This window comes from Stenotrophomonas maltophilia, from assembly GCF_047782825.1.
Classification (GTDB): Bacteria; Pseudomonadota; Gammaproteobacteria; order Xanthomonadales; family Xanthomonadaceae; genus Stenotrophomonas.
The window spans coordinates 1703104-1729641 of record NZ_CP180589.1 but is presented as its reverse complement, the minus strand read 5'-3'; the positions used below and the strand labels follow the sequence as shown (position 1 = coordinate 1729641).

22 protein-coding genes are annotated in these 26538 nt (G+C 67.7%); all 22 read right to left on the bottom strand.

What is annotated here, in order from left to right; genetic code table 11:
• Nucleotides 1-29: 29 nt before the first annotated feature.
• Nucleotides 30-3626: a DNA polymerase III subunit alpha gene (gene dnaE / locus ACM2ZB_RS08010; RefSeq protein WP_416058079.1), complete on the bottom strand. Its 3597-nt coding sequence runs from the start codon at nt 3624-3626 to the stop codon at nt 30-32.
• Nucleotides 3627-3903: 277 nt separating this feature from the next.
• Nucleotides 3904-4575 (bottom strand): ribonuclease HII, encoded by a 672-nt coding sequence (locus ACM2ZB_RS08005; protein ID WP_416058078.1) that lies wholly within the window; start codon nt 4573-4575, stop codon nt 3904-3906.
• Nucleotides 4572-5831, bottom strand: a complete 1260-nt coding sequence (lpxB, locus tag ACM2ZB_RS08000) for a lipid-A-disaccharide synthase (RefSeq protein ID WP_416058077.1) — start codon at nt 5829-5831, stop codon at nt 4572-4574. Before lpxB ends, ACM2ZB_RS08005 begins: the two co-directional genes overlap by 4 nt.
• Entirely contained in the window at nt 5828-6619 is a 792-nt protein-coding gene (gene lpxA, locus ACM2ZB_RS07995) for an acyl-ACP--UDP-N-acetylglucosamine O-acyltransferase (protein WP_313438837.1), read from the bottom strand. Before lpxA ends, lpxB begins: the two co-directional genes overlap by 4 nt.
• A gap of 19 nt (nt 6620-6638) precedes the next feature.
• Complete coding sequence (gene fabZ / locus ACM2ZB_RS07990; protein WP_313438834.1) at nt 6639-7094, bottom strand: 3-hydroxyacyl-ACP dehydratase FabZ; 456 nt, start codon at nt 7092-7094, stop codon at nt 6639-6641.
• Entirely contained in the window at nt 7091-8113 is a 1023-nt protein-coding gene (lpxD, locus tag ACM2ZB_RS07985; protein WP_416058076.1) for a UDP-3-O-(3-hydroxymyristoyl)glucosamine N-acyltransferase, read from the bottom strand. The genes fabZ and lpxD overlap by 4 nt, the downstream gene beginning before the upstream one ends.
• A gap of 436 nt (nt 8114-8549) precedes the next feature.
• Nucleotides 8550-10970 carry an outer membrane protein assembly factor BamA gene (gene bamA, locus ACM2ZB_RS07980; RefSeq protein WP_416058075.1) on the bottom strand — a complete coding sequence of 807 codons (2421 nt, stop codon included), beginning with the start codon at nt 10968-10970 and terminating at the stop codon, nt 8550-8552.
• Between the two features lie 74 nt (nt 10971-11044).
• Nucleotides 11045-12403 carry an RIP metalloprotease RseP gene (rseP, locus tag ACM2ZB_RS07975; RefSeq protein ID WP_416058074.1) on the bottom strand — a complete coding sequence of 453 codons (1359 nt, stop codon included), beginning with the start codon at nt 12401-12403 and terminating at the stop codon, nt 11045-11047.
• A 58-nt stretch (nt 12404-12461) separates the two neighbouring features.
• Nucleotides 12462-13652, bottom strand: coding sequence for a 1-deoxy-D-xylulose-5-phosphate reductoisomerase (locus ACM2ZB_RS07970; protein WP_313438823.1), 1191 nt, complete (start codon nt 13650-13652; stop codon nt 12462-12464).
• Nucleotides 13653-13654: 2 nt separating this feature from the next.
• Nucleotides 13655-14491: a phosphatidate cytidylyltransferase gene (locus ACM2ZB_RS07965; RefSeq protein WP_313438820.1), complete on the bottom strand. Its 837-nt coding sequence runs from the start codon at nt 14489-14491 to the stop codon at nt 13655-13657.
• Nucleotides 14488-15255 (bottom strand): polyprenyl diphosphate synthase, encoded by a 768-nt coding sequence (gene uppS, locus ACM2ZB_RS07960; protein ID WP_313438818.1) that lies wholly within the window; start codon nt 15253-15255, stop codon nt 14488-14490. Before uppS ends, ACM2ZB_RS07965 begins: the two co-directional genes overlap by 4 nt.
• A gap of 5 nt (nt 15256-15260) precedes the next feature.
• A complete protein-coding gene (frr, locus tag ACM2ZB_RS07955; protein WP_108768305.1) occupies nt 15261-15815 on the bottom strand; it encodes a ribosome recycling factor in 555 nt (184 codons plus the stop codon).
• 97 nt (nt 15816-15912) lie between these two features.
• Nucleotides 15913-16641, bottom strand: coding sequence for a UMP kinase (gene pyrH, locus ACM2ZB_RS07950; protein WP_313438814.1), 729 nt, complete (start codon nt 16639-16641; stop codon nt 15913-15915).
• 119 nt (nt 16642-16760) lie between these two features.
• Nucleotides 16761-18299: a GGDEF domain-containing protein gene (locus ACM2ZB_RS07945; RefSeq protein WP_313438812.1), complete on the bottom strand. Its 1539-nt coding sequence runs from the start codon at nt 18297-18299 to the stop codon at nt 16761-16763.
• Nucleotides 18300-18517: 218 nt separating this feature from the next.
• Nucleotides 18518-19393, bottom strand: coding sequence for a translation elongation factor Ts (gene tsf, locus ACM2ZB_RS07940; RefSeq protein WP_313438809.1), 876 nt, complete (start codon nt 19391-19393; stop codon nt 18518-18520).
• A gap of 127 nt (nt 19394-19520) precedes the next feature.
• Nucleotides 19521-20330, bottom strand: coding sequence for a 30S ribosomal protein S2 (rpsB, locus tag ACM2ZB_RS07935; protein WP_313438806.1), 810 nt, complete (start codon nt 20328-20330; stop codon nt 19521-19523).
• A 219-nt stretch (nt 20331-20549) separates the two neighbouring features.
• Complete coding sequence (locus ACM2ZB_RS07930; protein WP_416058073.1) at nt 20550-21254, bottom strand: molecular chaperone; 705 nt, start codon at nt 21252-21254, stop codon at nt 20550-20552.
• Nucleotides 21254-21493: a hypothetical protein gene (locus tag ACM2ZB_RS07925; RefSeq protein WP_416058072.1), complete on the bottom strand. Its 240-nt coding sequence runs from the start codon at nt 21491-21493 to the stop codon at nt 21254-21256. The genes ACM2ZB_RS07930 and ACM2ZB_RS07925 overlap by 1 nt, the downstream gene beginning before the upstream one ends.
• A 291-nt stretch (nt 21494-21784) precedes the next feature.
• Entirely contained in the window at nt 21785-22837 is a 1053-nt protein-coding gene (locus tag ACM2ZB_RS07920; protein WP_416058071.1) for a spore coat U domain-containing protein, read from the bottom strand.
• Complete coding sequence (locus ACM2ZB_RS07915) at nt 22834-25236, bottom strand: fimbria/pilus outer membrane usher protein (protein WP_416058070.1); 2403 nt, start codon at nt 25234-25236, stop codon at nt 22834-22836. Before ACM2ZB_RS07915 ends, ACM2ZB_RS07920 begins: the two co-directional genes overlap by 4 nt.
• On the bottom strand, nt 25190-25927 hold the full coding sequence (locus ACM2ZB_RS07910; RefSeq protein WP_416058069.1) for a molecular chaperone: 738 nt from the start codon (nt 25925-25927) through the stop codon (nt 25190-25192). Before ACM2ZB_RS07910 ends, ACM2ZB_RS07915 begins: the two co-directional genes overlap by 47 nt.
• A gap of 14 nt (nt 25928-25941) precedes the next feature.
• The gene (locus tag ACM2ZB_RS07905; protein WP_416058068.1) at nt 25942-26469 is read right to left on the bottom strand and encodes a spore coat U domain-containing protein; all 528 of its coding nucleotides are present in this window, start codon (nt 26467-26469) and stop codon (nt 25942-25944) included.
• Nucleotides 26470-26538: the final 69 nt, after the last annotated feature.

Genomic DNA, 26538 nt, shown 5'->3' with positions numbered 1-26538 from the left:
AACGGAAAAACAAGACGCGTGGGCCGGCCTCAGCTGGCCCACGGCGGGCTGTAGCGCACCTTCAGCGTGCGTACGGCCGGGTCGGCGCGCAGCGCCTCCATCAGCTTGGAATCGATGCGCACCGCGTTCTGCCCGGACACGTCCAGCATGCCGGCCACGCCGCCTTGCGGGCCCTTCAGCAGCAGGTCCAGGCGCAGGGGGGTGCGGCCCGGGCGATGGCGGTCGAGCAGGGCGTTGACGCGTTCCCAGACCGGGCGCTGCTGGCGCAGGTCCAGGCGCAGCGACAGCCGCGTGGCGTAGTTGGCGCAGACTTCATCGAAGTCCCAGCACTGGCGGATGCGCAGCGCGTAGCCACCGTTGAACTCGTCTTCGCGAAGGCCGCCCTTGACCACCAGGATGCGGTCCTTGGTCATCAGGTGGCCGAACTCGGCCATGGCATCGGAGAACGCGCTGCACTCGACGCGGCCGCGGCCGTCTTCCAGCTGGATGAAGATCTGGCTCTCGCCCTTGCGGCGCACGCCCACCACCTGGCCGGCCAGCACGGTCGGCACTTCCGGGCGCCAGCGCTTTTCGCCACCGCCGCCGCCACCGCCGCTGTTGCTGGAACTCCAGATTTTTTCCACCGAGCCCAGGTCGTTGCCGACCAGGTCGCGCACATCGTCGCGCCAGGGGTCGAACGGATGGCCGCTGAGGTAGAAGCCCAGCGTATCGCGCTCGCCGTTCAGGCGCTGCAGCAGCGGCCATTCCTCGGCTTCGGGCAGGTCCAGCTGGATGGTCACCGTGCTCGGGTCGGGGCCACCGAACAGCGAGTTCTGGCCCGAGGCGCGCTCGCGCGCCATCTGGTCGGTGGCCTTGATCACTTCCGGCAGCTGCAGCATCAGCGAGGCGCGGTTGTGCCCCAGCTCATCCAGCGCACCGCAGTTGATCATCGCTTCCAGCGTGCGCCGGTTGAGCTTGGCCGAGCCGACGCGGGTGCAGAAATCGAGCAGGTCCTTGTAGTCGCCGCCCTTCAGGCGCTCGTCCACCACCGCCTCGCAGGCACCCTGGCCGACGCCCTTGATCGCGCCCAGGCCATACTGGATGGTGTCCGGGGTCACCGCTTCGAACATGAAGGCCGACTGGTTCACCTTCGGCGGCAGCACGGTCAGGCCAAGGTTGCGCACCTCATCCAGGAAGCCGACCACCTTTTCGGTGTTGTCCAGGTCCGAGGACAGCGTGGCCGCCATGAACTCGGCAGGGTAATGGCGCTTCAGCCACGCGGTCTGGTAGCTGACCAGCGCATAGGCGGCGGCGTGCGATTTGTTGAAGCCGTAGCCGGCGAACTTCTCCATGAGGTCGAAGATCGCGTCGGCCTTGGCCTCGTCCACGCCGTCCTTGGCCGCGCCTTCGCGGAAGATTTCGCGGTGCTTGGCCATTTCGGCCGGCACCTTCTTGCCCATCGCGCGGCGCAGCAGGTCGGCGCCGCCCAGCGAGTAGCCGCCGACGATCTGCGCCATCTGCATCACCTGCTCCTGGTACACCATGATGCCGTAGGTGTCTTTCAGGATCGCTTCGGTACGCGGATCGGGGTAGATGATTTCTTCCTGGCCGTGCTTACGCGCGTTGAAGGAAGGAATCAGGTCCATCGGGCCGGGGCGGTACAGCGACACCAGCGCGATCAGGTCTTCGAAACGGTCGGGGCGCGCGTCCTTCAGCAGGCGGCGCATGCCCGAGGATTCGAACTGGAACACCGCGCCGGTGTTGCCGTTGGCGAAGATGTCCTTGTAGGTGGGGGTGTCGTCCAGCGGGATTGCGGCGATATCCACCGGCGGAATGCCGGCGCGCTCGTGGCGCTTGTTGATCGCCTTCACCGCCCAGTCGATGATCGTGAGCGTGCGCAGGCCGAGGAAGTCGAACTTCACCAGGCCGACTTCTTCCACGTCGTTCTTGTCGAACTGGGTGACCGGGTTCTTGCCCAGGCCGTTCTCATCGTGTTCGGCGTACAGCGGGCAGAACTCGCTCAGCGGCTCGGGCCCGATCACCACGCCACCGGCGTGCTTGCCGGCGTTGCGGGTCAGGTCTTCCAGCTGCAGCGCCAGGTCGATCAGGTCACGGACATCGTCCTCGGTCTCGTAGCGCTGGATCAGTTCGGCCGACGCCATTTCCGAGCTGGGGCCTTCCTTGCCCTTGCCCAGCGCATCCTTCAGGTGGATGCCCAGGATGTTCGGGATCAGCTTGGAAACGCCGTCCACCAGGCCGTACGGGAAACCGAGCACGCGGCCGGAGTCGCGCACCACCGCCTTGGCGGCCATGGTGCCGTAGGTGATGATCTGGCTGACGCGCTCACGCCCGTACTTGCGCGCGACGTAGTCGATCACTTCGTCGCGGCGGTCCATGCAGAAGTCGATGTCGAAGTCGGGCATCGACACGCGTTCCGGGTTCAGGAAGCGCTCGAACAGCAGGTTGTACGGCAGCGGGTCCAGATCGGTGATCTTCAGCGCCCAGGCCACCAGCGAACCGGCACCCGAACCACGGCCGGGACCGATCGGGATGCCCTGGTTCTTGCCCCACTGGATGAAGTCGGCCACGATCAGGAAGTAGCCCGGGAAGCCCATCTTGATGATGGTGTTGAGCTCGAACTCCAGGCGTTCGAAGTACTCCTCGCGGGTCTTGCCCGGCGCCAGCGGATTCTTCTCCAGGCGCTCTTCCAGGCCGTCGCGCGACATCTTCTGGATCCAGGTGTCCAGGGTCTCGTCGTCGGGCACCGGGTAGTTGGGCAGGAAGTAGGTGCCCAGCCGCATTTCGATGTTGCAGCGTTCGGCCAGCGCCAGCGTGTTGTCGATCGCATCGGGGATATCGGCGAACAGCGCGCACATCTCCTCGGCCGACTTCAGGTACTGCTGGTCGCTGTACTCACGCGGGCGCTTGGGGTCGTCCAGCACGCGGCCGGTGGAAATGCACACGCGCGCTTCGTGCGCGCTGAAATCGGTAGGCGCCAGGAAGCGCACATCGTTGCTGGCCACCACCGGCAGGCCGCGCTGGCCGGCGGCCATCAACGCGAAGCGGTTGAAGGTTTCCTCGCCTTCGCGGCCGGTGCGGGTCAGTTCCAGGTGCAGGCCGTCGCCGAAAGCGCGCTGCCAGTCGGCCAGCTGCTGCTCGGCCAGGTCGTGCTTGCCGTCCAGGGCCAGACGGCCGGCCAGGCTGTCACGGCCGGCCAGGGCGAACAGGTTGGCGTTGCCGGCCTTCAGCCAGTCCGGGTGGATGGCCACGCCGCCTTCAGGGCGGTGGCCTTCCATCCAGGCGCGGGTCAGCAGCCGCGACAGGCTCAGGTAGCCCTCGCGGTCGCGGCACAGCAGGGTCATCCGCCACGGGTCCTGGCCTTCCTCGGCAATCATCACGTCGGCGCCGGCGATGGGCTTGATGCCCACGCCTTCGGCGGCCTTGTAGAACTTGACCAGGGCGAACAGGTTGTTCAGGTCGGTCACCGCCAGCGCGGGCAGGCCGAGTTCGACCGAGCGCGACAGCAGGTTGGCCTGCTTGGCCTTCTTCGGGTCGGCCTGGTCGGGCTTGGCCGGCACGCGGATGGTCGAGTCCGCCAGCGAGAACTCGGTGTGGACGTGGAGATGTACGAAGCGGGAGTTGGACATGCCGGACCAGGTTGGAGCGCGCGGGCCCCGGGTGCTGACGGGGAAATCGTCGCCGGGGTCGGGAAGCGCTGGAGTGCCCGGTCAGGGTAGCGAGGGCAGGGGGTGGCGACAAGCTCTTGACGATACGCGATATCGCATTCGCGCTATCGCTTCCCACGGTTCGCAGGCGAACCGCGGGCCCCGTCTCACCATGCTTCCAGACCCCCGCGCCGTCGGCGCGTCCCCCTGACTCAGGGGGACTCTTCCCCAGACGGGTTGCAGCGGGCGTTCAGGCGATTCAGGCAATCGCGATGTCGGCGACCGCTGCCTGCGGCACTTCCAGGCACTCGCGCACCGGGGCGAAGCTGCGGCGGTGTTCGTCACAGGGGCCGTGCGTGCGCAGCGCGGCCAGGTGCGCGGGGGTGCCATAGCCCTTGTGCTGGTCGAAGCCGTACTGCGGGTGCCGGGCGTGCAGGTCCTGCATGTAACGGTCGCGCGAGACCTTGGCCAAAATCGAGGCGGCCATGATCGCGCGGTCGATGCCATCGCCGCCGACCAGCGCCTGCGCCGGCAGCACCAGGCCCTTGGGCACCACGTTGCCGTCGATGCGGGCGAAGCCGGCCACGTGGGCCACGGCGGCGACCACCTCGCGCATGCCCTGCAGGGTGGCCTGGTAGATGTTCAGGCGGTCGATGGCGTGCACGTCCACCAGCACCACCTTCCAGGCCAGTGCCCGTTCGATGATGCGGTCGTGCAGCTGTTCGCGGCGGGCAGCGGTCAGCTGCTTGGAATCGTCCAGACCGTTGATGCGCGGGCGCGATGGATCGAAGACCACCGCCGCCACCGCCACCGGCCCGGCCAGCGGGCCACGGCCGGCTTCGTCCACGCCGGCGACCAGGCGTTCCGGCTCGACCACCGCAGCGCCGTCGAACAGCGCCAGGCTGGCGGCCGCCGCGCCACGGCGGCTCATGCCGGTTCCTGCTGGCGCACCAGCAGTTCGCCCACGGCATCGGCCGCGCGGGCCGAGGCATTGCGGCGCAGGCGCTCATGCAGGCGCTCGTAGGTGCCCTGCAGGTCGGCCGCCCGCTGCGGGTGGTCGAACCACTGCTGGATGGCCGCAGCCAGCTTGTCCGGCGTGCAGTCGTGCTGCATCAGTTCCGGGGCCAGATCCTGCGCGGCCAGGATGTTGGGCAGGGCGAAGCGGTCGACCTTGATCAGGCCCAGTGCCTTCACCAGGCGGTAGGTCAGTTCGTTCACCCGGTAGCCGACCACCATCGGCCGCTTCACCAGCATGGCTTCCAGGGTGGCCGTGCCGGAGGCCAGCACCACCACGTCGGCGGCGATCATCGCCGTGCGCGCCTGCCCATCCAGTACATGCGAGTACGCCACCGGCAGCGCCGAACGTGACAGCTGTTCCTCGATCAGGCGACGGCAGGCGGCGTTTGCCGCCGGCACCACCACGTGCAGGCCGGGAATGCGTTCGGAGACCTGCCAGGCCGCTTCGAAGAACGGTTCGCCCAGGCGCGAGATCTCGCCCAGGCGGCTGCCCGGCAGCACCGCCAGTACCTTGGCCGAGACGGGCAGGCCGAGCGCGGCGCGGGCCGCATCGCGGTCACCGTGCAGCGGAATGTCATCGGCCATGGGGTGGCCGACGAAACGCGCATCGATGCCGTGCTTCGCATAGATGGGCGGTTCCATCGGGAACAGGCACAGCACCAGGTCGGCACTGCTGCCGATCTTCTCCGCACGCTTCTCGCGCCAGGCCCAGACCGAGGGGCTGACGTAATGCACGGTGGGAATGCCGCGCTGCTTCAGCCAGCGCTCGATGCCCAGGTTGAAGTCGGGGGCATCGATGCCGATGAACACGTCCGGCTGCCAGTCCAGCGCACGCTGGCGGAAGGCCGAGCGCAGCTTGAGCAGGCGTGGCAGGTGGCGCAGCACTTCGGTCAGGCCCATCACCGCCAGCTCGCTGGCATCGTGCCAGGTCTGGCAGCCGGCGTTGCGCATGGCATCGCCGCCGATGCCGGCGAATTCGGCATTGGGGAAGCGCGCCTTCAGCTCGCGCACCAGGCCGGCGCCCAGCAGGTCGCCGGAGGCTTCACCGGCCACCAGCGCGATCCGCAACGGGCGCTCGCTGAGCACCCGTTGCGCCGGAGCGCTGCCGGCCATCGAGGCCAGCGGAATGATGGCGGCGCCGGCCGGCGCCTGGCCGGTCGTGCTGCTCATCGCAGCAGGTGCCTCTCGGTGTGTTCGATGAAGTCCAGCATGGAGCGGACGTCATCGCTGGCCTGCGCCTGTTCGGCCAGCTGCTGCTTGGCCTCGGCCAGCGGCAGGCCCGCCACGTACAGGGTGCGGTAGGCACGCTTGATGGCGGCGATGCGGTCGGCATCGAAGCCACGGCGCTTGAGGCCCTCGCTGTTGATGCCGCGCGGGCGGCCCAGCGAATCGGTACCGACCATGGTGAACGGCGGCACATCGCCGTTGGTCAGCGCGCCCATGCCCAGGAAGGCGTGCGCACCGATGCGGCAGAACTGGTGGGCACCGGCGAAGCCGCTGATGATCACGTAGTCGCCGACGGTGACATGCCCGGCCAGGGTGGTGTTGTTGGAGAACACGCAGAAGTTGCCGACGTGGCAGTCGTGGGCCACGTGCGTGTACGCCAGCATCCAGTTGTCGTCGCCGATGGTGGTGATGCCACCGCCGCCGCCGGTGCCGCGGTTGAGGGTGACGAATTCGCGGAACACGTTGCGGTCGCCGATGACCAGTTCGGTGCGTTCACCGGCGAACTTCTTGTCCTGCGGCTCGCCACCGACCGCGACATGGCCGATGAAACGGTTGTCGCGGCCGATCCGGGTCGGGCCGTTGATGCTGCAATGCGGACCGACCTCGGTGCCGGCGCCGATCTCGACGTCCGGCCCGATGATCGTGAACGCGCCCACGCGGACGCCGTCGGCCAGTCGTGCCGACGGATCGATCACGGCGGTGGGATGGATCAGGGGGGCGTTGTCGCTCATCTCGGTCCTCCGGCCAGGGTCATTCGCGGGTGCCGGCGCACAGCACCTCGGCGCAGGCCACGACTTCGCCGTCGACCTTGGCCACGCAGTCGTACACGGCCATGTTGCGGATCACACGCTTGATCTCCACGTGCATTTCCAGCACGTCGCCCGGCACCACCTGCTTGGTGAAGCGGGCCTTGTCGACCTTGACCATGTAGAACAGCTTGGACTGCGAATCGCGGCCCAGGGTGAGCTGGGTCAGCACGCCGCCAGCCTGGGCCATGGCTTCGATGATCAGCACGCCGGGCATGATCGGCTGGTTGGGGAAATGGCCCTGGAAGAACGGCTCGTTGATGCTGACGTTCTTGGTCGCCACGATGGTGCGCTTCTCGTAGTCGATCGACACGACCTTGTCGACCAGCAGGAACGGGTAGCGGTGCGGCAGCAGCGACTGGATCTGTGCCATGTCCGGCAGGGTCTGGGGGTGGCTCATTCTTTCTCCTTGCTCACAGACAGGATGCGACGGGCCAGTGCATCGAGCTGCTTGAAGCGCGCGGCGTTCTTGCGCCACGTGCGGTTGTCGGTCAGGGGCGTTCCGGACGAGTATTCGCCCGGCTCGGTGATGGAGTTGCGGACCACCGATTTACCGGTGATCACGACCTTGTCGCAGATTTCCAGATGGCCGACGACGCCGACGGCGCCGCCGAGCAGGCAGTAGCGGCCGATCTTGGCGCTGCCGGCAATGCCGGTGCAGCCGGCGATGGCCGAATGGGCGCCGATCTGCACGTTGTGCGCGATCTGCACCAGGTTGTCCAGGCGCACGTCTTCGGCCAGCACGGTGTCTTCCAGCGCACCACGGTCGACGCAGGTATTGGCGCCGATCTCGCAGTCATCGCCGATGCGCACGCCGCCCAGCTGCGGCACCTTGATCCACTTGCCGGCGTCCATCGCCAGGCCGAAGCCATCGGCACCGAGCACGGCACCGGGGTGGACGCGCACGCGCTTGCCGAGCTTGACGCGGGTGACCAGGGTGACCCGGGCGATCAGTTCACAGCCGGTATCGAGGGTGCAGTCTTCGCCGATGATGCTGCCGGCGCCAATGATGCAGTTCTCGCCGACCACGCTGCGCGCACCGATGGTGACGAACGGGCCGACATGGGCGCTGGCGGCGACCTGCGCCTGCGGATCGATGACCGCGCTGGGGTGGATACCGGGTTCACGCAGCGGCGCGATGTCGAACAGCGCGGCGATCTTGGCGAAGGTGGTGTAGGGATCCTTGGCGACGAGGGCGGCGCCGGGCGCGGCCTCGGCATCCTCGGCGCGCAATACCACCAGCGAAGCCTGGCTGTCGGCCAGCTGGGTGCGGTAGCGCGGGTTGGCGAGGAAGGTCAGCTGGCCGGCACCGGCATGGGCGAGGGTCGCCACGCCATGGATGGCGGTGGCGGGGTCGCCATGGACCTGCAGGCCGAACTGGTCGGCGAGTTGCTGGGCGGTGTAGGTAGGAGTATTCACGGCGGGAGTTTAACGTGTGGAGCCAGTCCGGTCATGCGGGGCGGTTCCACGGCCAACGGCAGGGCCCCTCGTGGCTTGCAGGATAAGGCCCGTGGCAGGGTCGGACGGGTAGGGCCAGCGGGGGACGGCGCAAGTACGTCCATGTAGCCTTGATCGCCGCATCCATGCGGCTCACACCCCCGCCGGCCCCACCCGTCCGACCCCCGACAGTCTGGCGCGAGTGCCAGCCACGGAAAAACAGAAAAAATCAAAAGCAATTCGCCCGCCGCGCTCGCACGGGCTCCACAAACAAAAACGCCGGGCATTGCCCGGCGCTTCGTACCCCGTCTGGTGGAAAGCCCCCCTTTGTTAAGGGGGGCGCGCCAGCGGCGCGGGGGATAGGTGAAATGCGGGGGCAATTCACCGGAGGTGGCGCGGTTCTGAGGAGCTTCGCTCCTTAGAACTGGCCACCGAAGGTGAACTGCAGCCGTTCGATTTCGTCGCCGTCCTTCTTCTTCAGCGGGAACGCGTAGCTGATCGAGATCGGGCCGACCGGGGCGCGCCACAGCAGGGCCACGCCGGTGGACACGCGCAGCTCGTTGGCCTTGAAGTTGTCCACGCCGTTGTAGACGTTGCCGAAGTCGACAAAGGCCGACACGCGGGCCGACGGGCTGTCGAACAGACGCGGGAAGTATGCTTCGATCGAGCCGACGGTCTTCACCGAGCCACCCAGCGGCTGGCCGTTCGGATAGCCTCGCGTCGCCTCGCGCGGGCCCAAGGTGTTGTCTTCGAAGCCGCGCACCGAATTGGTGCCGCCGGCGTAGAAGTTCTCGTAGAACGGCAGTCCGGAGGCCTTGACCGTCTTCACGTAGTCAGAGGAGCTCGGGTTGCAGTCGACGGTCTGGGTCGGGTTCGGGTTGGCGTCGGTCGGTGCGGTGTAGCACAGGTCGCGGATGTAGTCCTTGCCGTAGCTGTCACCGTAGCCGATTTCCGCACGGGTGTTGATCACCAGCGAAGGCATGATCGGCCAGTACTTGCTGATCTGGTAGTTCAGCTTGAAGTACTCGACGGTCGAACCCGGCAGGGTGGTTTCCAGGCCGACGCGCTGGTAGGTACCACGGGTCGGCATGAAGTAGTCGTTGCGCGAATCGCGGGCCCAGCCCAGCTCGGTGCGCCAGGCATGGAAGGTACGCGTGCCGATGGCGTTGATGTAGTCGATGATCGAATCTGGGGTGGAACCCTGGTAGGTCGTGATCTGGTTGCTGTCGATGCCGAACATCAGCGAGACGCTGTCGGTCTCGGTGAGCGGCACGCCGAATACTACCTGCGCCGAACCATTGGTGCTGTTGTACTGCGCGGTGTTGAAATCGGAGTAATCCAGTTCGCGCCAGGACAGGTTGTAGCCCAGCGACACGCCGTCATCGGTGAAGTACGGGTTGGTGTAGCTGAAGCCGTAGCGCTGCAGGTAGCTGCTGCGCGAGGCTTCGACCGACACGCGGTTGCCGCCGCCCAGGAAGTTGTTCTGCGACAGCTGCACCGAGGTGGTCATGCCGTAGGACTGCGAATAGCCCAGGCCGAACACGAAGCTGCCGGAGGTGGTTTCCTTGACGTTGTAGACGACGTCGACCTGGTCGTTGCTGCCGCTGACCGGCGGGGTTTCCACGTCCACCGATTCGAAGTAGCCCAGGCGCTGCAGGCGGATCTTCGAACGGTCGATGGCCGCCTGCGAGTACCAGGTGTTCTCGAACTGGCGCATTTCACGACGCATCACTTCGTCGGACGTGCGGGTATTGCCCTTGAAGATGATGCGGCGTACCGACACGCGCGGGCCGGGAACGACCTGCATGTTCACCGCCACGGTCTGTTCGGCGCGGTTGGTGGTCGGGATCGGGTTCACCTTGGCGAAGGCATAGCCGATGTTGGACAGCGAGTTGGTGATCGCGTCGGAGCTGTATTCCAGCAGCGCACGCGAGAACGTATCACCCGACTTCTGCACGACCATGCGCTCGACATCTTCCTGCGGGAGGATGGTGTCGCCGCTGACCTTGATCTCGGAAATCTTGTACTGGTTGCCTTCGGTCACGCCGGCGGTCACGAACATGTCGCGCTTGTCCGGGCTGATCGAGACCTGGGTCGAGTCGACGCTGAAATCGACATAGCCGCGGTCCAGGTACCAGGAGTTCAGCTTTTCCAGGTCGCCGGACATCTTTTCCTTGGAGTACTGGTCATCGCGGCGGTACCACGACGCCCAGTTGTGCTCCTTGGATTCCCAGATTTCCAGGATGTCCTTGCTGTCGAACTTCTCGGTGCCGACCAGGTTGACGTGACGGATCTTGGCCGCCTTGCCTTCCTTGATGGCGATGGCGATGTCCACGCGGTTGCGGTCCAGCGGGCTCACCGTCGGGGTGATCTCGACGTTGTACTTGCCGCGGTCGTTGTACTGGCGGCGCAGTTCCTGGGTCACGCGGTCCAGGCTGAGGCGATCGAAGGTGCCGCCTTCGGTCAGGCCGATGTCGGACAGGCCCTTGAGCAGCTGGTCGGACTTGATGTCCTTGTTACCGGTCACGGTCAGCTTGTTGATCGCCGGGCGTTCCTTGACGGTCACCACCAGGATCGAGCCCTGGCGGTCCAGCTGCACGTCTTCGAAGAAGCCGGTCTTGTACAGGGCGCGGATGGTCTCGCCCACCTTGCTGTCGGTGACCGTCTCGCCACGCTCAACAGGCAGGTAGGTGAATACCGTACCCGAGCTGATGCGCTGCAGGCCGTCGACGCGGATGTCGCTGACAGTGAAGGGCTCGGCTGCCTGGGCCAGGGCGGGAGCGCCGGTGACGGCGGCGAGGGCGAGGGCCAGCAGGCGGCGATTGGGGAGTCGCGTCATGTCACGTCCGGTAGGAAGGTCGATTTCATTGGTGCGGGATGCCGACGCTGTAGACGGCAACAACATGGAAAAGTTCATCGCGGGACCAGGCCGAGGATGTCGTTGTAGAACGCCAGCCCCATCAGCCCGGCCAGCAACGCCAGGCCGATGTACTGACCTGCGGCGATGGCACGCTCGCTCAGCGGGCTGCCCTTGACCAACTCGATAAGGTAATACAGCAGGTGCCCGCCGTCCAAGATGGGGATGGGCAGCAGGTTGATGATGCACAGGCTGAGGGACAGCAGCGCCAGGAACTGCAGGAACCAGTCCAGGCCGCGTTTGGCCGAAACATTGGCCACGCGGGCGATGGTGACCGGGCCGGAAACGTTCTGCAGCGAGGCCTTGCCGGTGACGATGCGGGCCATCATGCCCAGCGAATCGGAGGCCAGGCGGCCGGTTTCGCGCACGGCCACGCCCACTGCATCGATCGGGCCGTAGCGCATCAGGGTGTCGTAGGCCGGGCTGTAGGCGCCGGCGAAGCCCACGCCGATCTGCCAGACCGGCTTGCCTTGGCCGTCCTTGCCCAGGCGCGGGGTCACTTCCAGCGCCAGGCGTTCGCCACCGCGCATCACTTCGATCATGCCCGGGCCACCACGGCGGCCCAGTTCCTGGATCTGCGCACTGACCTGGTCGGCGCCGTCGATGCGCTGGCCGTCGATGGCCACGATCAGGTCGCCGGACTGCAGCTGGCCGGCCACGGCCGAGTCCGCCGTCAGGCTGTCCACCTGGGCTGGCTGCAGCCAGGCCTGCCAGTACAGGCCGGCCAGGATCGGTACCCGGCGTTCATCGAACCCGGCCGGCAGCTGCGACAGCGGCAGGGTGCGGGTCCGCACCTGCTCGGCGCTGTCGAGCACTTCCAGGGTCACGTCGCGCTTGTCCATGGCTGCGGCGGTCAGCGCCATGCTGGCCTCGCCCAGGGTGGCGACTTCGCGGTCGTCCACGCGCAGCACGCGGTCACCGCTGGCCAGGCCGGCGGTGGCGGCAATGCCGGTGGTGCGGCCCAGCGTGGCCGAATAGTCCTGCTTGCCGATCACGAACATCGCCCACAGCAGCAGCACGCACAGCAGCAGATTGGCGATGGGGCCGGCGGCGACGATGGCGATGCGCTGCCAGACCGTCTTGTGGTTGAAGGCCTGCCCGCGCTCGTGCGGGTGTACTTCCACCTCGCGCTCGTCGAGGAACTTCACGTAGCCGCCCAGCGGCAGGGCGGCGATGGCGAACTCGGTGCCATGCTTGTCGCGGCGGGACCACAGGGGCCGGCCGAAGCCGACCGAGAACCGCAGCACCTTGACCCCGCACAGGCGGCCGATCCAGTAATGCCCGAACTCGTGGAAGGTGACCAGCAGCCCCAGGCTGACAATCATCCACCAGACCGATCCGATGAAGTCAGTCATGCAGGCTCACAACATTGGCGGACAAGGGCAGCGGCGTCATGCGGTATGGGCGTGGCGTTCAGGCGGCGGCGATGGCGTTCAGGGTCAACTGGCGGGCCCGCTGGTCGGCGGACAACAGGCCGTCCAGTGTATCGGCTGCTTCGGTCGGCAGTGTTGAAAGAGCGTTAGCAACCAGCGCGGGAATGGTCAGGAAACCGATCCGGCCCTGAAGAAACGCTGAAACAGCCTCTTCATTGGCCGCATTCAGCACCGCCGGGGCGGTGCCGCCGGCCTGCATGGCCTGCCAGGCCAGGGCCAGGCAGGGGAAGGCGTCGGTGTCGGGTGCTTCGAAATCCAGGCGGCCCTGGCTCAGCAGGTCCAGCCCGGACACGCCCGATTCAATGCGCTGCGGCCAGCCCAGGCCGACGGCCAGGGTGGTGCGCATGTCCGGCAGGCCCAGCTGGGCGAGGGTCGAGCCGTCAACGAACTCGACCAGTGAATGGACCAGGCTCTGCGGGTGGACCAGCACCTCGATGCGCTCACCGGGGATGCCGAACAGGTGGTGGGCCTCGATCACTTCCAGACCCTTGTTCATCAACGTCGCCGAATCGACCGAGATCTTCGGCCCCATGGACCACTTCGGGTGGGCCACGGCCTGCGCCGGGGTGACCTCGGCCAGCTCCGCACGGCTGCGGCCGCGGAAGGGGCCGCCGGAGGCGGTCAGCAGGATGCGGCGCACACCGGCGCCGTCCAGGCTGGCATCGCGCGAGCGCAGGCACTGGAAGATGGCGCTGTGTTCGCTGTCGATCGGGATGATTTCGGCACCGGCGCGTTCGGCGGTGCGGGTCAGCAGTTCGCCGGCCAGCACCAGCGACTCCTTGTTGGCCAGCAGGATGCGCTTGCCGGCCGCTGCGGCGGCCAGGGTCGAGGACAGGCCGGCGGCGCCGACGATCGCGGCGACCACGGTGTCGCAGGCATCGCTGGCGGCCAGCTGGTCCAGCGCGGCGGCACCGGCGTGGGCCTGGGTGGCCAGGCCGGCGTCGCGCAGGCCGTCGCGCAGTTCGGCGTACAGGCTGTCGTCGGCGATGACCGCGTGCGCCGGCCGGTGCACGCGGCACAGGGCCAGCAGCGCCTGCACCTGGCGGCCGGCGGCAAGCACCGTGGCCTGGTAGCGCTGCGGGTGGCGCGCGATCACGTCCAGCGTGGAGGCACCGATGGAGCCGGTCGCGCCGAATACGGCAACCCGGCGCAGGTCTGCAGCAGCTTCCATGGTCAGAACCCGAAGATTTCCTTGCCCAGCGCGAACACCGGCAGGGCGGCCAGCACCCCGTCCACGCGGTCGAGCACGCCGCCGTGGCCGGGAATCAGATGGCCCGAATCCTTGGCGCCGGCATGGCGCTTGATCAGGCTTTCGTACAGATCACCCAGCACCGAGGCGAACACGGCCACCACCGAGGTGACCAGCAGGCCCGGCAGGTGGGCGGTGTCGATGCCGGCCAGCAGGCCCAGGCCCACCGCCACGGCAACGCCGGCCAGCAGGCCGCCGAGCAGGCCTTCCCAGGTCTTGTTGGGGCTGATGCGCGGGGCCAGCTTGCGCTTGCCGAAGTGGCGGCCGGCGAAATAGGCGCCCGAATCGGCGGCCCAGACCAGCGCCAGCGCGGCCAGCAGCCACAGGTGACCATTGTGGCCCGGCGGGTCGCCACCGGCATGGATCAGCACCAGCGCGGCCCAGGCGGGCACGATCGCCAGCGTACCGGCCAGCATCTTGAGGATGCGGGCCGGGCTGCCCGGCTGCGCGCCGAAGGTGAAGAAGCGCAGCCAGACCAGTGCGGCCAGCCACCAGGCTACGCCGACCAGGGTCGCGATCTGAAACAGCACCAGGGTGCTGCCGTCGGCCCAGACCATCAGCACCATCAGCAGCAGGTTCAGCACCAGCAGCACGGTACGGGCCAGGGTGTCTTCGATGCCGGCCAGCTTCAGCCACTCCCACAGGCCGATCAGGAACACGGCGGCGGCGGCGGCGGCCAGCCATTGGGTGGGCAGCAGCAGGATCGCGGCAATGGCCACCGGCGCCATGATCAGCGCGGCGAGAACTCGGGTCTTGGTCATGGGCTGGGCGTCTCGGTGGCCAGGGCGGCGATCTGGGCGCTGGTCAGGCCGAAGCGGCGCTCACGGCCGGCATAGGCGTCCAGCGCCTGTTGCAGCTGCCCGGCATCGAAATCCGGCCACAGCGCCTCGGTGAACCACAGCTCGGTATACGCCAGCTGCCACAGCAGGAAATTACTGATACGGGTGTCGCCACCGGTGCGGATGAACAGGTCCGGCGGCGGCAGGTCGGCCAGGGCGACCTGGCGGCCCAGCAGCGATTCGTCGATCTGCTCGGGCAACAGGCGGCCGGCGGCCACTTCCGCCGCCAGCGCACGTGCGGCGCGGGCGATGTCCTGGCGGCCGCCGTAGCTGGCAGCAATCGACAGGGTCAGGGTGGTGTTGTCGGCGGTGCGCTGCTCGGCCAGCTGCATGCGGCTGACCAGGCCGGCGCCGAAGCGCTCGCGTTCGCCGATGAAGCGCACGCGCACGCCACGCCGGTGCAGCTCGTCCACCTCGCGGTCGAGCGCGCCGAGGAACAGCTTCATCAGGGCGTCGACTTCTTCCTGCGGGCGGCCCCAGTTCTCGCTGGAAAACGCGAACAGGGTCAGCGCCGGAATGCCCAGTTCAAGGCAACGGTCGATGGTGCGGTTGACCGCGCGCGCGCCGGCACGGTGGCCGATCACGCGCGGGCGGCGGCGCTGCTGTGCCCAGCGCCCGTTGCCATCCATGATGATGGCGACGTGGCGGGGCAGGGCGGCCGGCAACGGAGGCGGGACGGACGGCATCGACTTCAGACCGACAACAGTTCCTTTTCCTTGTCGGCGACGACCTTGTCGACGTCCTTGATGCTGCTGTCGGTCAGCTTCTGGATGTCGTCTTCGCCGCGCTTCTTCTCGTCTTCGCTGATCGCCTTGTCCTTGACCAGTTTGGCCACTTCCTTGTTGGCGTCCTGACGGATGTTGCGGATGGCGATCTTTGCGCCTTCGCCTTCCTTCTGCACCTGCTTGGCCAGCTCCTTGCGGCGCTCTTCGGTCGGCGGCGGCATGTTGATGCGGATCGCTGCGCCCAGGGTGTTCGGGGTGAACTCGTGGTTGTACAGGCCCTTCTCGATTTCCTTGATCATGCTCTTGTCGAAGGGCGTGACCAGCAGCGAGTGGGCGTCGGCGTTGGAGATCGACGCAACCTGGTTCAGCGGGGTGCTGGCGTTGCCGTAGGCATTGACCGTGACGCGGTCCAGCAGGGCGGGAGTGGCACGCCCGGTGCGGATCGAGGTGAGGGTGTGCTTCAGAGCGTCGATGCTCTTGGCCATGCGCGTCTGCGCGTTGTTCTTGATGTCGTTGAGCATCGCCCGGGTCCTGGATGTAACTGGAATCGGGCGATTATAGGCGAATACGGGACGCTGCCGGGCCTGAATCGGCCCGGAGCACCCCTGGCGCTCAGGCTCAGGCCGGATCGCGGCCCTGGACCAAGGTGCCGATGTTCTGGCCGTTGAGGATCTTCAGCAGCTCGCCCGGCTGGCCCATGTCGAACACGCGCATCGGCAGGTCGCTGTCGCGGGCCAGGGCGAAGGCGGCGGTATCCATCACTTCCAGGCCGCGGCGGATCACTTCGTCGTAGCTCAGGCTGTCGAAGCGGACGGCGTCGCTGTACTTGTTCGGATCCTTGTCGTACACGCCATCGACCTTGGTGGCCTTCAGCAGCAGGTCGGCGCCGATCTCGATCGCGCGCAGGGCGGCGCCCGAATCGGTGGTGAAGAACGGGCTGCCGACGCCGGCGGCGAAGATCACCAGGCGACCCTTTTCCAGGTGGCGGATGGCGCGGCGGCGGATGTAGTCCTCGCACACATCGTTGATCTTGATCGCGCTCATCACCCGGGCCTTGGCGCCCAGCTTCTCCAGCGCGTCCTGCATGGCCAGGGCGTTGATGACGGTGGCCAGCATGCCCATCTGGTCGCCGGTGACGCGGTCCATGCCGCCTGCGGCCAGGCCGGCGCCGCGGAAGATGTTGCCACCGCCGATCACCAGCGCCACTTCGGCGCCCGCCTGCTGGGCCTCGATCACTTCACGGGCCAGGCGGTTGATGATCTTGGGGTCGATGCCGTAGTCCTCATCTCCCATCAGCGCCTCCCCGGACAGTTTCAGAAGGATGCGGCGATAGGCGAGCTTGGACATGGGGACCTCGGGTGCGTGGAAATCGCGGGGGATTCTACGCGCATGCGGCGCGCGGCCAAAGCTTTTTGTGCACTGCGGCGCAGATCTTCGCAGTGCCCCGTTCAGCCGGCGCGGTGGGCTCAGCCCAGTTCCGCGCCTGCGGTGGCGGACAGCTCATCATGCCCCAGTTCGCCGGGAGAGCGTGCGATGACCCGGTTACGGCCCAGGTTCTTGGAGCGGTACAGCACATCGTCGGCCGCGCGCAGCAGGTCCTGCACGCCGGCAAAGCGCTCGTAGCCGCCCTGGGTAGCCACGCCGGCGGAGAAGGTGACGAACAGCGGCCCGCCCTCCGCCTCGGCCATCGGCGTGGAGACGATGTTGGCCAGAACCCGGCGGATCACATCCAGCGCCACCGCCTCGCTGGTGTTGGGCAGCAGGGCGACGAATTCCTCGCCGCCGAAGCGGGCCACGGTGTCGCTGTTGCGCAGCTGGCCCTGCAGCTTGGCGGCAAAGGCGCGCAGCACCTCATCGCCGGTCAGGTGGCCATGGGCATCGTTGATCTTCTTGAAATCGTCCAGGTCGATGAAGGCCACCGACAGCGGCCAGCCGTGGCGGCCGGCGCGCAGGAACTCCTGCTCGAGCACGGCTTCCAGCTGGCGCCGGTTGAGCACGCCGGTCAGCGCGTCACGGTGGGCCTGGTCGGCCAGGCGCTTGGCCCGGGCCTCGAATTCGTCGGCGCGGCGGCGCGCCTGTTCGGCGTCCTGCATCTCGCGCAGGTTGCGCAGGGTGGTCAGTTCCTGGGCGTGGTCGATCAGCTCGCGCACGCGCGAAGGCGAGCTGAGGCCGGTCTCGAACAGGCTGGCGATGTCGGGCAGGGCCTCGCTGATGCGGGCCAGCACCTGGTCGAAGCGGGCGCTGTCCAGCTGCAGGCGCTCATGCACCTCGTGCAGGGCGCGCTCGCGTGCGCTGTCGGCATCGTCGTCCAGCCAGATGTCGGCCACGGCGCCGGACAGCTGCACGCAGGCCTGGAACGGGGTATCGGCGGCGGCCTCGGATTCGCTCAGGCGGATGCTTTCCACCAGGTAGCGCGGCAGGCCCCACTGTTCGGCCACCCAGGCGCCCACGTCGGCGTGGCTGCAGCCCAGCGCTTCGCGCTCGCGGGCGACCAGGTCGGGATTGTCGCGGGCTTCGCGCAGCAGCGGCAGGTAGCGTTCGGATTCGGCCTGGGCCAGGCACAGCACGCCCATGTCCTGCAGCAGGCCGGCCAGCATCAGTTCTTCCAGCCGGCGCAGGCCGCGGGCCTGGCCCAGCTGGCTGGCAGCCAGTGCGCTGAGGATGCTGCGCTTCCAGGCGCGCTGGCGCAGGTCATGGTCGGCGCCACTGCCGCCGGTCAGGCCCTGGGTGACGGTGAAGCCCAGCGCAAGGCTGATGGTGGCGTTCAGGCCGAGCATGGTCAGTGCCTGGCCGAGGTTCTCGATCCGGCGGCGGCTGGCGTACAGCGGCGAATTGGCGATGCGCAGCATGCGAGCGCTCAACGCCATGTCGATGGCGATGATGTCGGCGGCGGTGGCGATGTCCGCTTCCGGGTCCTGGGCCAGTTCGATGATGCGCAGGGCAATACCGGGCGGCGAGGGCAGGTTTCGGCACAACGCCAGGGCAGCAGTCAGCTCAGGAGGCATGTCGGATCGTTCAATTCCATTAGGACAAGAATATCTAGGAATGCATCACAGTCTGCGACTTTCGTTCCTGTTACGTGATTGCAGATTCCCCTGTGCCGAGTATCGGCCCGATTCATGCATAACGCAAAGCCTGCCGACGCCGGGTGTGCTCCAGACATGAAAAAAGAGCCGCGGTTTCCCGCGGCTCCTTCTGGTCGTTCACAGCCGGAAGGCTGGAATCAGACCTGCATCGCCTTGGCAACTTCGGCGGCGTAGTCTTCCACCACCTTCTCGATGCCTTCGCCGACGACCAGCAGCTGGAAGCCAGCCACGTCGGCGCCAGCGGCCTTGACCACCTGCTCGACCGTGGTGTCGCCCAGAACGTAGGTCTGGCCGTACAGGGTCACTTCGCTGACGATCTTGTTGATCTTGCCGCTGATGATCTTTTCCAGGATGTCGGCCGGCTTGGACTTGTCCTTCTCGGACATCTTGGCCAGTTCGATTTCCTTTTCCTTTTCCACGAACTCGGCCGGCACGTCGCCTGCCTTGTTGTGCGGCGGCTTCAGCGCAGCCACGTGCATGGCCAGGCCGCGGGCCAGCTCGACGTCGCCGCCGATCAGGTCAACCAGCACGCCGACCTTGCCGTTGGTGTGGACGTAGGCACCGACGTTGCCGGTGGTGTCGACCTTGACCAGGCGACGGATCTGGATGTTTTCACCCAGCTTCTGGATCGCGGTGGCGCGGGCTTCTTCGACGGTTTCGCCGGAGGCCAGCTTGGCGGTCTTCAGGGCTTCGGCGTCAGCGGCGCCCGATGCCAGGGCGGCAGCGGCGACGGCGTCGACGAAGGACTTGAAGTTGACGTCGTTGGCAACGAAATCGGTTTCCGAGTTGATCTCGACCAGCACGGCCTTGCCGCCATCCTGGGCCAGGCCCAGACGGCCTTCGGCGGCCACGCGGTCAGCCTTCTTGTCGGCCTTGGCGGCGCCCGACTTGCGCAGGGCTTCAGCAGCGGCGTTGATGTCGCCGCCGGCTTCGGTCAGCGCCTTCTTGCATTCCATCATGCCGGCGCCGGTGCGCTCGCGCAGTTCCTTGACCAGGGAAGCAGTGATTTCCACGGGATTACCTCACGAAAGAAAGGGGTAGGGCCGGCATGGTGGCCGGCCCGTGTGACACGGTCCTGTCACGCGCCCAAGGCTGCGCGCAGGGAGGGTGGACGCCGGGCGTCCACCCCGGGGGCCTGGATCAGGCCTGGGCGTCGTCGCCCTTCTTGGCAGCCTTCTTCGCCGGAGCGCGGCGGGCAGCCTTTTCTTCGCCTTCAGCAGCAGCGGCGTCGGCGAACTCTTCTTCACGCACCGAAGCAGCGTGCGGAGCAGCAGCCTTGCCTTCCAGCACGGCGTCGGCAGCGGCGCGGGCGTACAGCTGCACAGCGCGGATGGCGTCGTCGTTGCCCGGGATCGCGTAGTCGACCAGTTCCGGGTTGTAGTTGGTGTCAACCACGGCGATGACCGGGATGCCCAGCTTCTTGGCTTCCTTGATCGCGATGTCTTCGTGGCCGATGTCGATCACGAAGATGGCGTCCGGCAGACGGTTCATTTCCTTGATGCCGCCCAGCGAGGCTTCCAGCTTGTCGCGCTCGCGACGCAGGCCCAGCACTTCGTGCTTGACCAGCTTCTCGAAGGTGCCGTCGGTTTCACCGGCTTCCAGTTCCTTCAGGCGGGCAACCGACTGCTTGACGGTACGGAAGTTGGTCAGGGTGCCGCCCAGCCAACGCTGGTTCATGAACGGCATGCCGCAACGCTCGGCTTCTTCACGGATGGTTTCGCGGGCGCTGCGCTTGGTGCCCAGGAACAGGACGGTGCCGCGCTTCTGGGCAACCGACGAGATGAAGTTCATCGCGTCGTTGAACAGCGGGACGGTCTTTTCCAGGTTGATGATGTGGATCTTGCCGCGGGCGCCGAAGATGTACGGAGCCATCTTGGGGTTCCAGTAGCGGGTCTGGTGGCCGAAGTGGACGCCGGCTTCCAGCATCTGACGCATGGTGACCTGGGGCATTGCAATACTCCTGATGGGGAACCGGCGAATCCGCCCGCGGGATAGGTATGCGGGACGCGTGGAAACGCTGATGGTTCCGGGGTTTGGCTTCCCTGCTGCCTCCGTGGCCGAACTCCTTGCGGAGCACCCCGGCACGGATGGGGGCAGCAGGTGTGGATTCGCCGATGACGTACGGCGTGGACGGTGTTCCGCGCACAGGGCGGCAGGACATCCAGTCGATTATAGCCCGGTAGGGGCGCCGGCTGCAATTGGCGGGGTACGTGCCTGCAGGATGACCTGGCGCCCGTCCTGCAGGCGGGCCAGGAAACGCCCCCCGGCGTAGCCGTCGGCACGTACCGGCAGCGCCCAGTTGCGCTGCCGGGCGGCCAGGACATAGCCGGCCAGGCCGGGCAGCAGCAGGCTGGCCCGGCCGCGCGCGTCCTCGTAGACCAGTTCGCTCAGGCGGGCATGGCGCGCCCCGTCATTATGCAGTCCCAGCACAGGCTGCGACGGATCGGCCGGGGGGGCCACCCACAGCTCGGGGTGCTCTCCACGTGTGTCGCCGCCGCGGAACAGCGGGAGGGAATAGCGTGGCTGCCGGCGGTCGTCGGGGGTCAGCAGCAGGCGGTAGGCCTGTTCGGCGGCCACCGGTGCGGGTATGCGCGGCAGGATCCAGACCCGTTGCCGGGCGCCGGGGGGCAGGGCGATCACGGTCGGGCTGGTCAGGATCTGGTCGCTGGCCTGCAGACGCTCGGCGCCGGGCTGCTGGTCCCAGGCCCAGACCTGCACGCGGCCGTGCCACGGGGTGGGGCCGGGGTTGTGCAGCCACAACTCGGTGTGGCCGCCCGTGGCGGGCAGTTGCAGGGTGGTCGGCAGCAGGTCCAGCGCAGCGGCGGGGAAGGCCAGCAGCAGGGCCAGCAGGCCGGTCAGCCATGGGTGTGGCATCAGTAGTAGACCGTGGGCGGCTCGGGCAGGGCGTGGCCGCTTTCGTCTTCGGCCGCCGGTGCCAGTTCGCGCACCTGCGCAGGCAGGGCGGCCGCATCGCTGTACTGGGCGGGCACCGGGCAGGGCGCGTTGCTGCCCGGCAGGGTGGCGCAGCCCTCGACCACCACCAGGCGGATCTGCAGCGGTGTGGCCACCGGTTCGGCCAGGGCTGGCAGGCTGGCCATCAGCATGGCTGTCATCAGTAATGCGCGTTGCACCGGCCATCTGCCCTGCTGGAAAACCCTGTGGGCGGTATCGGCCGGGCGTGGTGGATCTGTAGCGTCGAGCCGTGCTCGACCGCACCCCATGCGTAGAGTCGAGCTTGCTCGACTTGCCCGGCAGTCGAGCAAGCTCGACTCTACGGAAGGCGCAGTCGAGCAAGCTCGACTCTACGGAAGGCGCAGTCGAGCAAGCTCGACTCTACGGAAGGCGCAGTCGAGCAAGCTCGACTCTACGAAGGCGCGGTCCTGCAAGCTCGATGCTAGGGAACGCTAATAGGTGATCGTCACCGTGATCACATCGTTGTACGTGCCCGCTGGCGGCTGGCCGGTCACCGGCGGCACGCGGCCGTAGATCGTCCATTGCTGGGTGCTGCCGGTGCCGGTTCCGCTGGCGGTGTCGACGGCCAGCGTGCTGCCCCAGCGCTGGCTGCGCGCGGCATCCCGGTACAGCTCGTAGGTCAGGTAATAGCTGCTGCCGCCGATGGTCGTGCTCATGCGCCGGGTGCTGGTGGCCGTGGGGTTGTTCAGGCCGTTGCTCAGGCCGACCTGGTAGGCGGTGTTCTTCAGGCAGCTGAGGCTGAGGGTGGCGGTCTGGTCGATGTTGCTGGAGATGCCGCCAGTGACGTTGCCGAAGTTCATGTTGGTGGTGACATAGCTGCCGCATTGCGGCAGCACGTTGGCGGTGGCGGTCACGCTGAAGGCCGCACTGGCCGTGGCGGTACCGGTGCCGCTGGTGCAGGTGGCAGGCACCGTGGCAGTGCCCAGCAGCACTTCGTTCCAGGCCCAGGTCAGCACCACGTTGGCGCCGCTGAATGTGCTGCTGTAGGCGCCGGAGGCCAGCACCTGGCCAGCCGGGATCTGTGCGAACAACTGCGTGGTCTGTACGCCGCTGCCGCCGGTCAGCAGGGGCACGTTGTAGGACATGGTCAGTTCCTGTGCCGGCGGCGTGCCATGCGGTACCAGGCCGGTGACCTGGCTGAAGCTGGCGTTGTTGTAGATCTGGAAGTTCATGCTGTCACTGGTGCTGGTGGTCATCGTCCGCCAGCTGGGCGTGCTGCCGCCGCTGCCGGGGCCGATGCCCACGCAGACGCGCACGCCGGTGGTGGCCAGCAGGCTCAGTGCCGCGGTACTGCAGGTCACGTTGATGTTCAGGGTGGCCGTGGTCGGGCCGGCAGCGCCACTGTTGACGTTGCCGAACGGCAGGGTGGGGTTGGCCACGGCGGTGCATACGGCCGCGGCCCGTGCCGGCGCCATCATCAGCAGGCCGGCGGCCAGCAGCAGGGCCAGCAGCAGGTGGCGTGCGGTGAAGGGGCCTGCGGTCATGGCGCCACCTCCGGCACGCACCGCAATGGCACCGGTTGCGCCTGCGCGCCGCTGGCCACCACCTGCGGCTGTGCGGGCACCCGGCTGCGGCACTGGCCCTGGCTGGTGGTGATGTACAGCACCGTGCCGGCGGCGACGTCTTCCAGATACAGCAGGCCGTCGTAGCCGACCGTGGCCTGGCGGCCATCGGGCAGCCGCACTTCGCTGCCGGCGTCCAGCGGCTGGCCCTGCATGTCCTGCAGGGCCAGCATCAGCGAGGGGCGCGCGCGCAGCGTGAAGGTTACCCCGGTGCCGGCGCGCTGGCGTGGGGTCACCCAGTCCTCGATACGGTCGGCGCGCATGTCCGCGGGCAGGTCCAGCGTATCGATCGAAACGCGGTTGCGCTGCCAGGACATCAGCGGGCTGACCAGCAGCAGGCCGCGATCATCGGTCACGCCGATCAGGCGGTTTTCCAGCCGCACCGGCACGCCGCCCACGCCACTGGTGCTGACCACGGCGAACGCATCGGACACCTCGCGGGTGGCGAAGGTGTGGCCGCCCATCCAGACCACGCTGCCGCTGGCGCTGCCGTAGGCGAAGGTGCTGCCGCCCTGCCGTGAGGCCCCGAAGGAATAGCGGCCCAGCTCATTGAGGATGCCGACCTCGGCCAGCCCGCCGGTACCGTCGTCGCCCTGGCGCACCTGCGCGCGCCAGCCGATGCCGCCGGCACTGCCGTCGCCCGGGACCGGCTGGGTGACATCGGCCACCCAGCTCTGCGCATCGCCATTGCGCTGGGAAGACAGGCTGGCCTGGCGGTTGTTGCCCAGGCTGGCGGTCAGCGACAGGTAGATGCTGCGGTCTTCGCCCCGGTCCAGGTTCTGGTTGACCGACAGGTAGGCCGACCAGCGCGGGCTCCAGCTGCGCGACCAGAACAGGCTGGCATAGCGGTTGTCCTGGCCGTCGGGATAGCGCAGGCGCAGGTAGCTGGTGCTGAGCGTGCCCAGTTTCAGCAGGTCCACGCCCAGCGTGGCCTGTTCGCTGATGTCCGGTGGCAGATTGCCCTGCAGGGCGCCCAGGTCGCGGTATTGGCCATGGCTGCGCACGCTGCGCAGGTTGACGTTGAAGCGGCGGTTGTTCCAGCTGTAGCCCAGCGCCCACTGGCCGCCCTGCAGCCCCTGGTAGCGGCTGTTGGCGTAGGCCAGATTGAACACGCCCGCGCTGCCCAGCTGCCACCAGCCGCCCAGGCCGGCCAGGGCCAGGCCACCACCGCCCTCGGCATGCACTTCGCCGGTGAACCGGTCGCTGATGCCGCCGCGCCAGTTGGCGGTGGCCACGGTGCGGCCGTCGTATTCGAAGGAGCGTTCGCCGAAGTCCTCACGCAGCCGGCCCACGCCCAGCGACCAGTCCGACAGGCCTTTGGCCAGCAGCTGCTGGGTGCCGTAGAAGCTGAAATCCAGGGTCTGCATGCGGCCGAAGGCATCGGTCACCACCACCTGCGCGCTGCCGGTGCCGCTGATGCCGGGCTGCGCCGAAAGCTGGAAGGGGCCGATCGGCACCTGGCCGCTGTACTGGCGCAGCCCGTCCACATAAAGCTCGACCGTGGAAGGCACCACGGCCTGGCCGAGGAAGGACGGGGTAGGCGTCAGGACCCGGTAGGGCTGCAGGCCATAGTTGCGGCCGATCTGCAGGCCGCCCAGGCGCACCGGCCGCGACCAGTCGACGTAGCCGCTGTAGAAATCACCCACTTCCAGGGTCAGGGCCTGCTCGGGGAAGTCCAGCGTCCAGCGCGTATCCAGGCGCACGCTTTCGCCGCGCCAGTGGCGGTCTTCGGCCTGCTGGTAGCGGCGGCTGATGGCAGTGTTTTCAAAGGTGCCGCTGCCCAGCCCGAACACGCGCAGCTCTGTGGTCAGGCTCACGTTGCCCAGTTCATCCACGTGGCTGCCGTACAGGTCGTAGTTCAGCAGGACCCCTGGTGACGCCTTTCCCGCAGGTGCGCGCACCTGCGGCCGGCTGAGCACGGTGGTGGGCAGGGTCAGCTGGTCCAGCGGCACGTCCAACGCCAAGGTCTGCAGCTGCGCGTCGTAGCGCACCACCACACCGGCGATCTGGTCCAGGTACACCGGCGCCTGGCCGCGTGCGTCGAAGCCCAGCTGACGCAGCACGTCGGCACTGGCCTGCAGGCGGCCGCCGGTCTGGATGAAGGGCAGCAGGCCGCGCGAGGTGCTGTTCAGTGTGACATCCAGATACAGCGTCTGGTTGGCGGTGAGCGGGGTGGGCGGGGGCAGGACGGCATCGGCCGAAACCCCGGAAACATCGGCGGCAAGGCTTGCCGCGGGATCCAGGGCCGCACCCAGCAGCGCGCTCACCAGGGCCTCAGCGAGCCGGTGGCGTCGGCAGCGGTGTCTGCTCGGACTCGCCATTGAGCTTGGCCGTGATCAGGTCGTTGTCGCCGCTGGTCGCGATGCGTTCCAGCGGCCAGCGCATCACCTGGCCGGGCAGTACGTAGCCCAGCAGGCCCGGGTGGATGATGCGCGGGCGCTCGACCGTGCCCAGTGCCAGGTCGGCAATCTGCGCGTAGCTGTTGCCGGTGTTGCGCACTTCCACCCCGTTGCGGCCATCGTCCAGGCGTAGCAGCCGGGCCTGCAGCTGCGGGGCCAGCTTGCCGCCGCCGCCCGGCTGGATGAACACCGGGATGGAATAGCGCAGCACGAACTGCATGCCGCTGGCGCGGGTGGCCAGGTCCGGCACTTCGTCCACGATCAGCCGGTAGTACTGCTGGCTGGCCGGCGCCTGCGGATCGGCGCGCATCACCCGCACCAGCTGCTGCTGGCCGGCGGCCAGTTCATGCATGGGTGGGGTGGCCATCAGATCGGTGGTGGGCAGCAGTTGTTCCTCACCCTCCTGCTGGGTCCAGCGGAACACCCGCACCTGCAGCTTCACCGGTGCGGTGCCGCTGTTGGTCAGCCAGAGTTCGGCCGCACGCTGGCGTGGTTCCATCTGCAGGCTGGTGGGCGCGATCTGCATGCTCGTCGCGGCCAGCGCGTCGGCCGCCAGGGCAAGGCAGAGCAGCAGCGCCACCCCGGTGGCGCGCCACGGGCGGGGCAGGATCATCCGGTGCCGCCCCATCAATAGGTGATCGTGGCGGTGACCGTGTCCAGATAGTTACCGGCCGCAGCGTTGTTGGTGCTCAGGTTGGCGATCTGGCCGTAGACGATGTACGGCTGGTTCAGGCCCGTGCCGATGCCGGCCTGGGTGTTGGTGCCTGACGTGGCGCCCCAGACCAGGCTGCGTGCGGCATCGCGGTAGAGCTGGTAGCCGACGAAGTTGTTGGCGGTCACCGTGGTATCGGTGTTCTTCATGCGGCGGGTGGTCACGTCGTTGGCGGTGCCGGCATTGGCGCCGGCATTCAGCGAGATCGTGTAGGGGGTCAGCGCCGAGCACTGCGCGGTCACCGTGCCCTGGCCCAGGGTGGGGGTGGCGGTGGTCGAGGCGGCGGTGCCGAAGTCCACGTTGGTGGCGGCTGCGGCGGTGATCGTGCAGGCCTTGGTGATGATCAGGGTGACATTGAACGTGGTCGTATCGGCTGCGGCGGCCGGGCCGGCCAGCGCCAGGGCCAAAGCCCCGGCCAGCGGGAAACGAACGGCGGATCGCATGGACAACCTCCCTGACCCGAAGGTCTGTTGAACGGGGCGAGGGCGGCACGTTCTGCGCCGCTTTGAGGA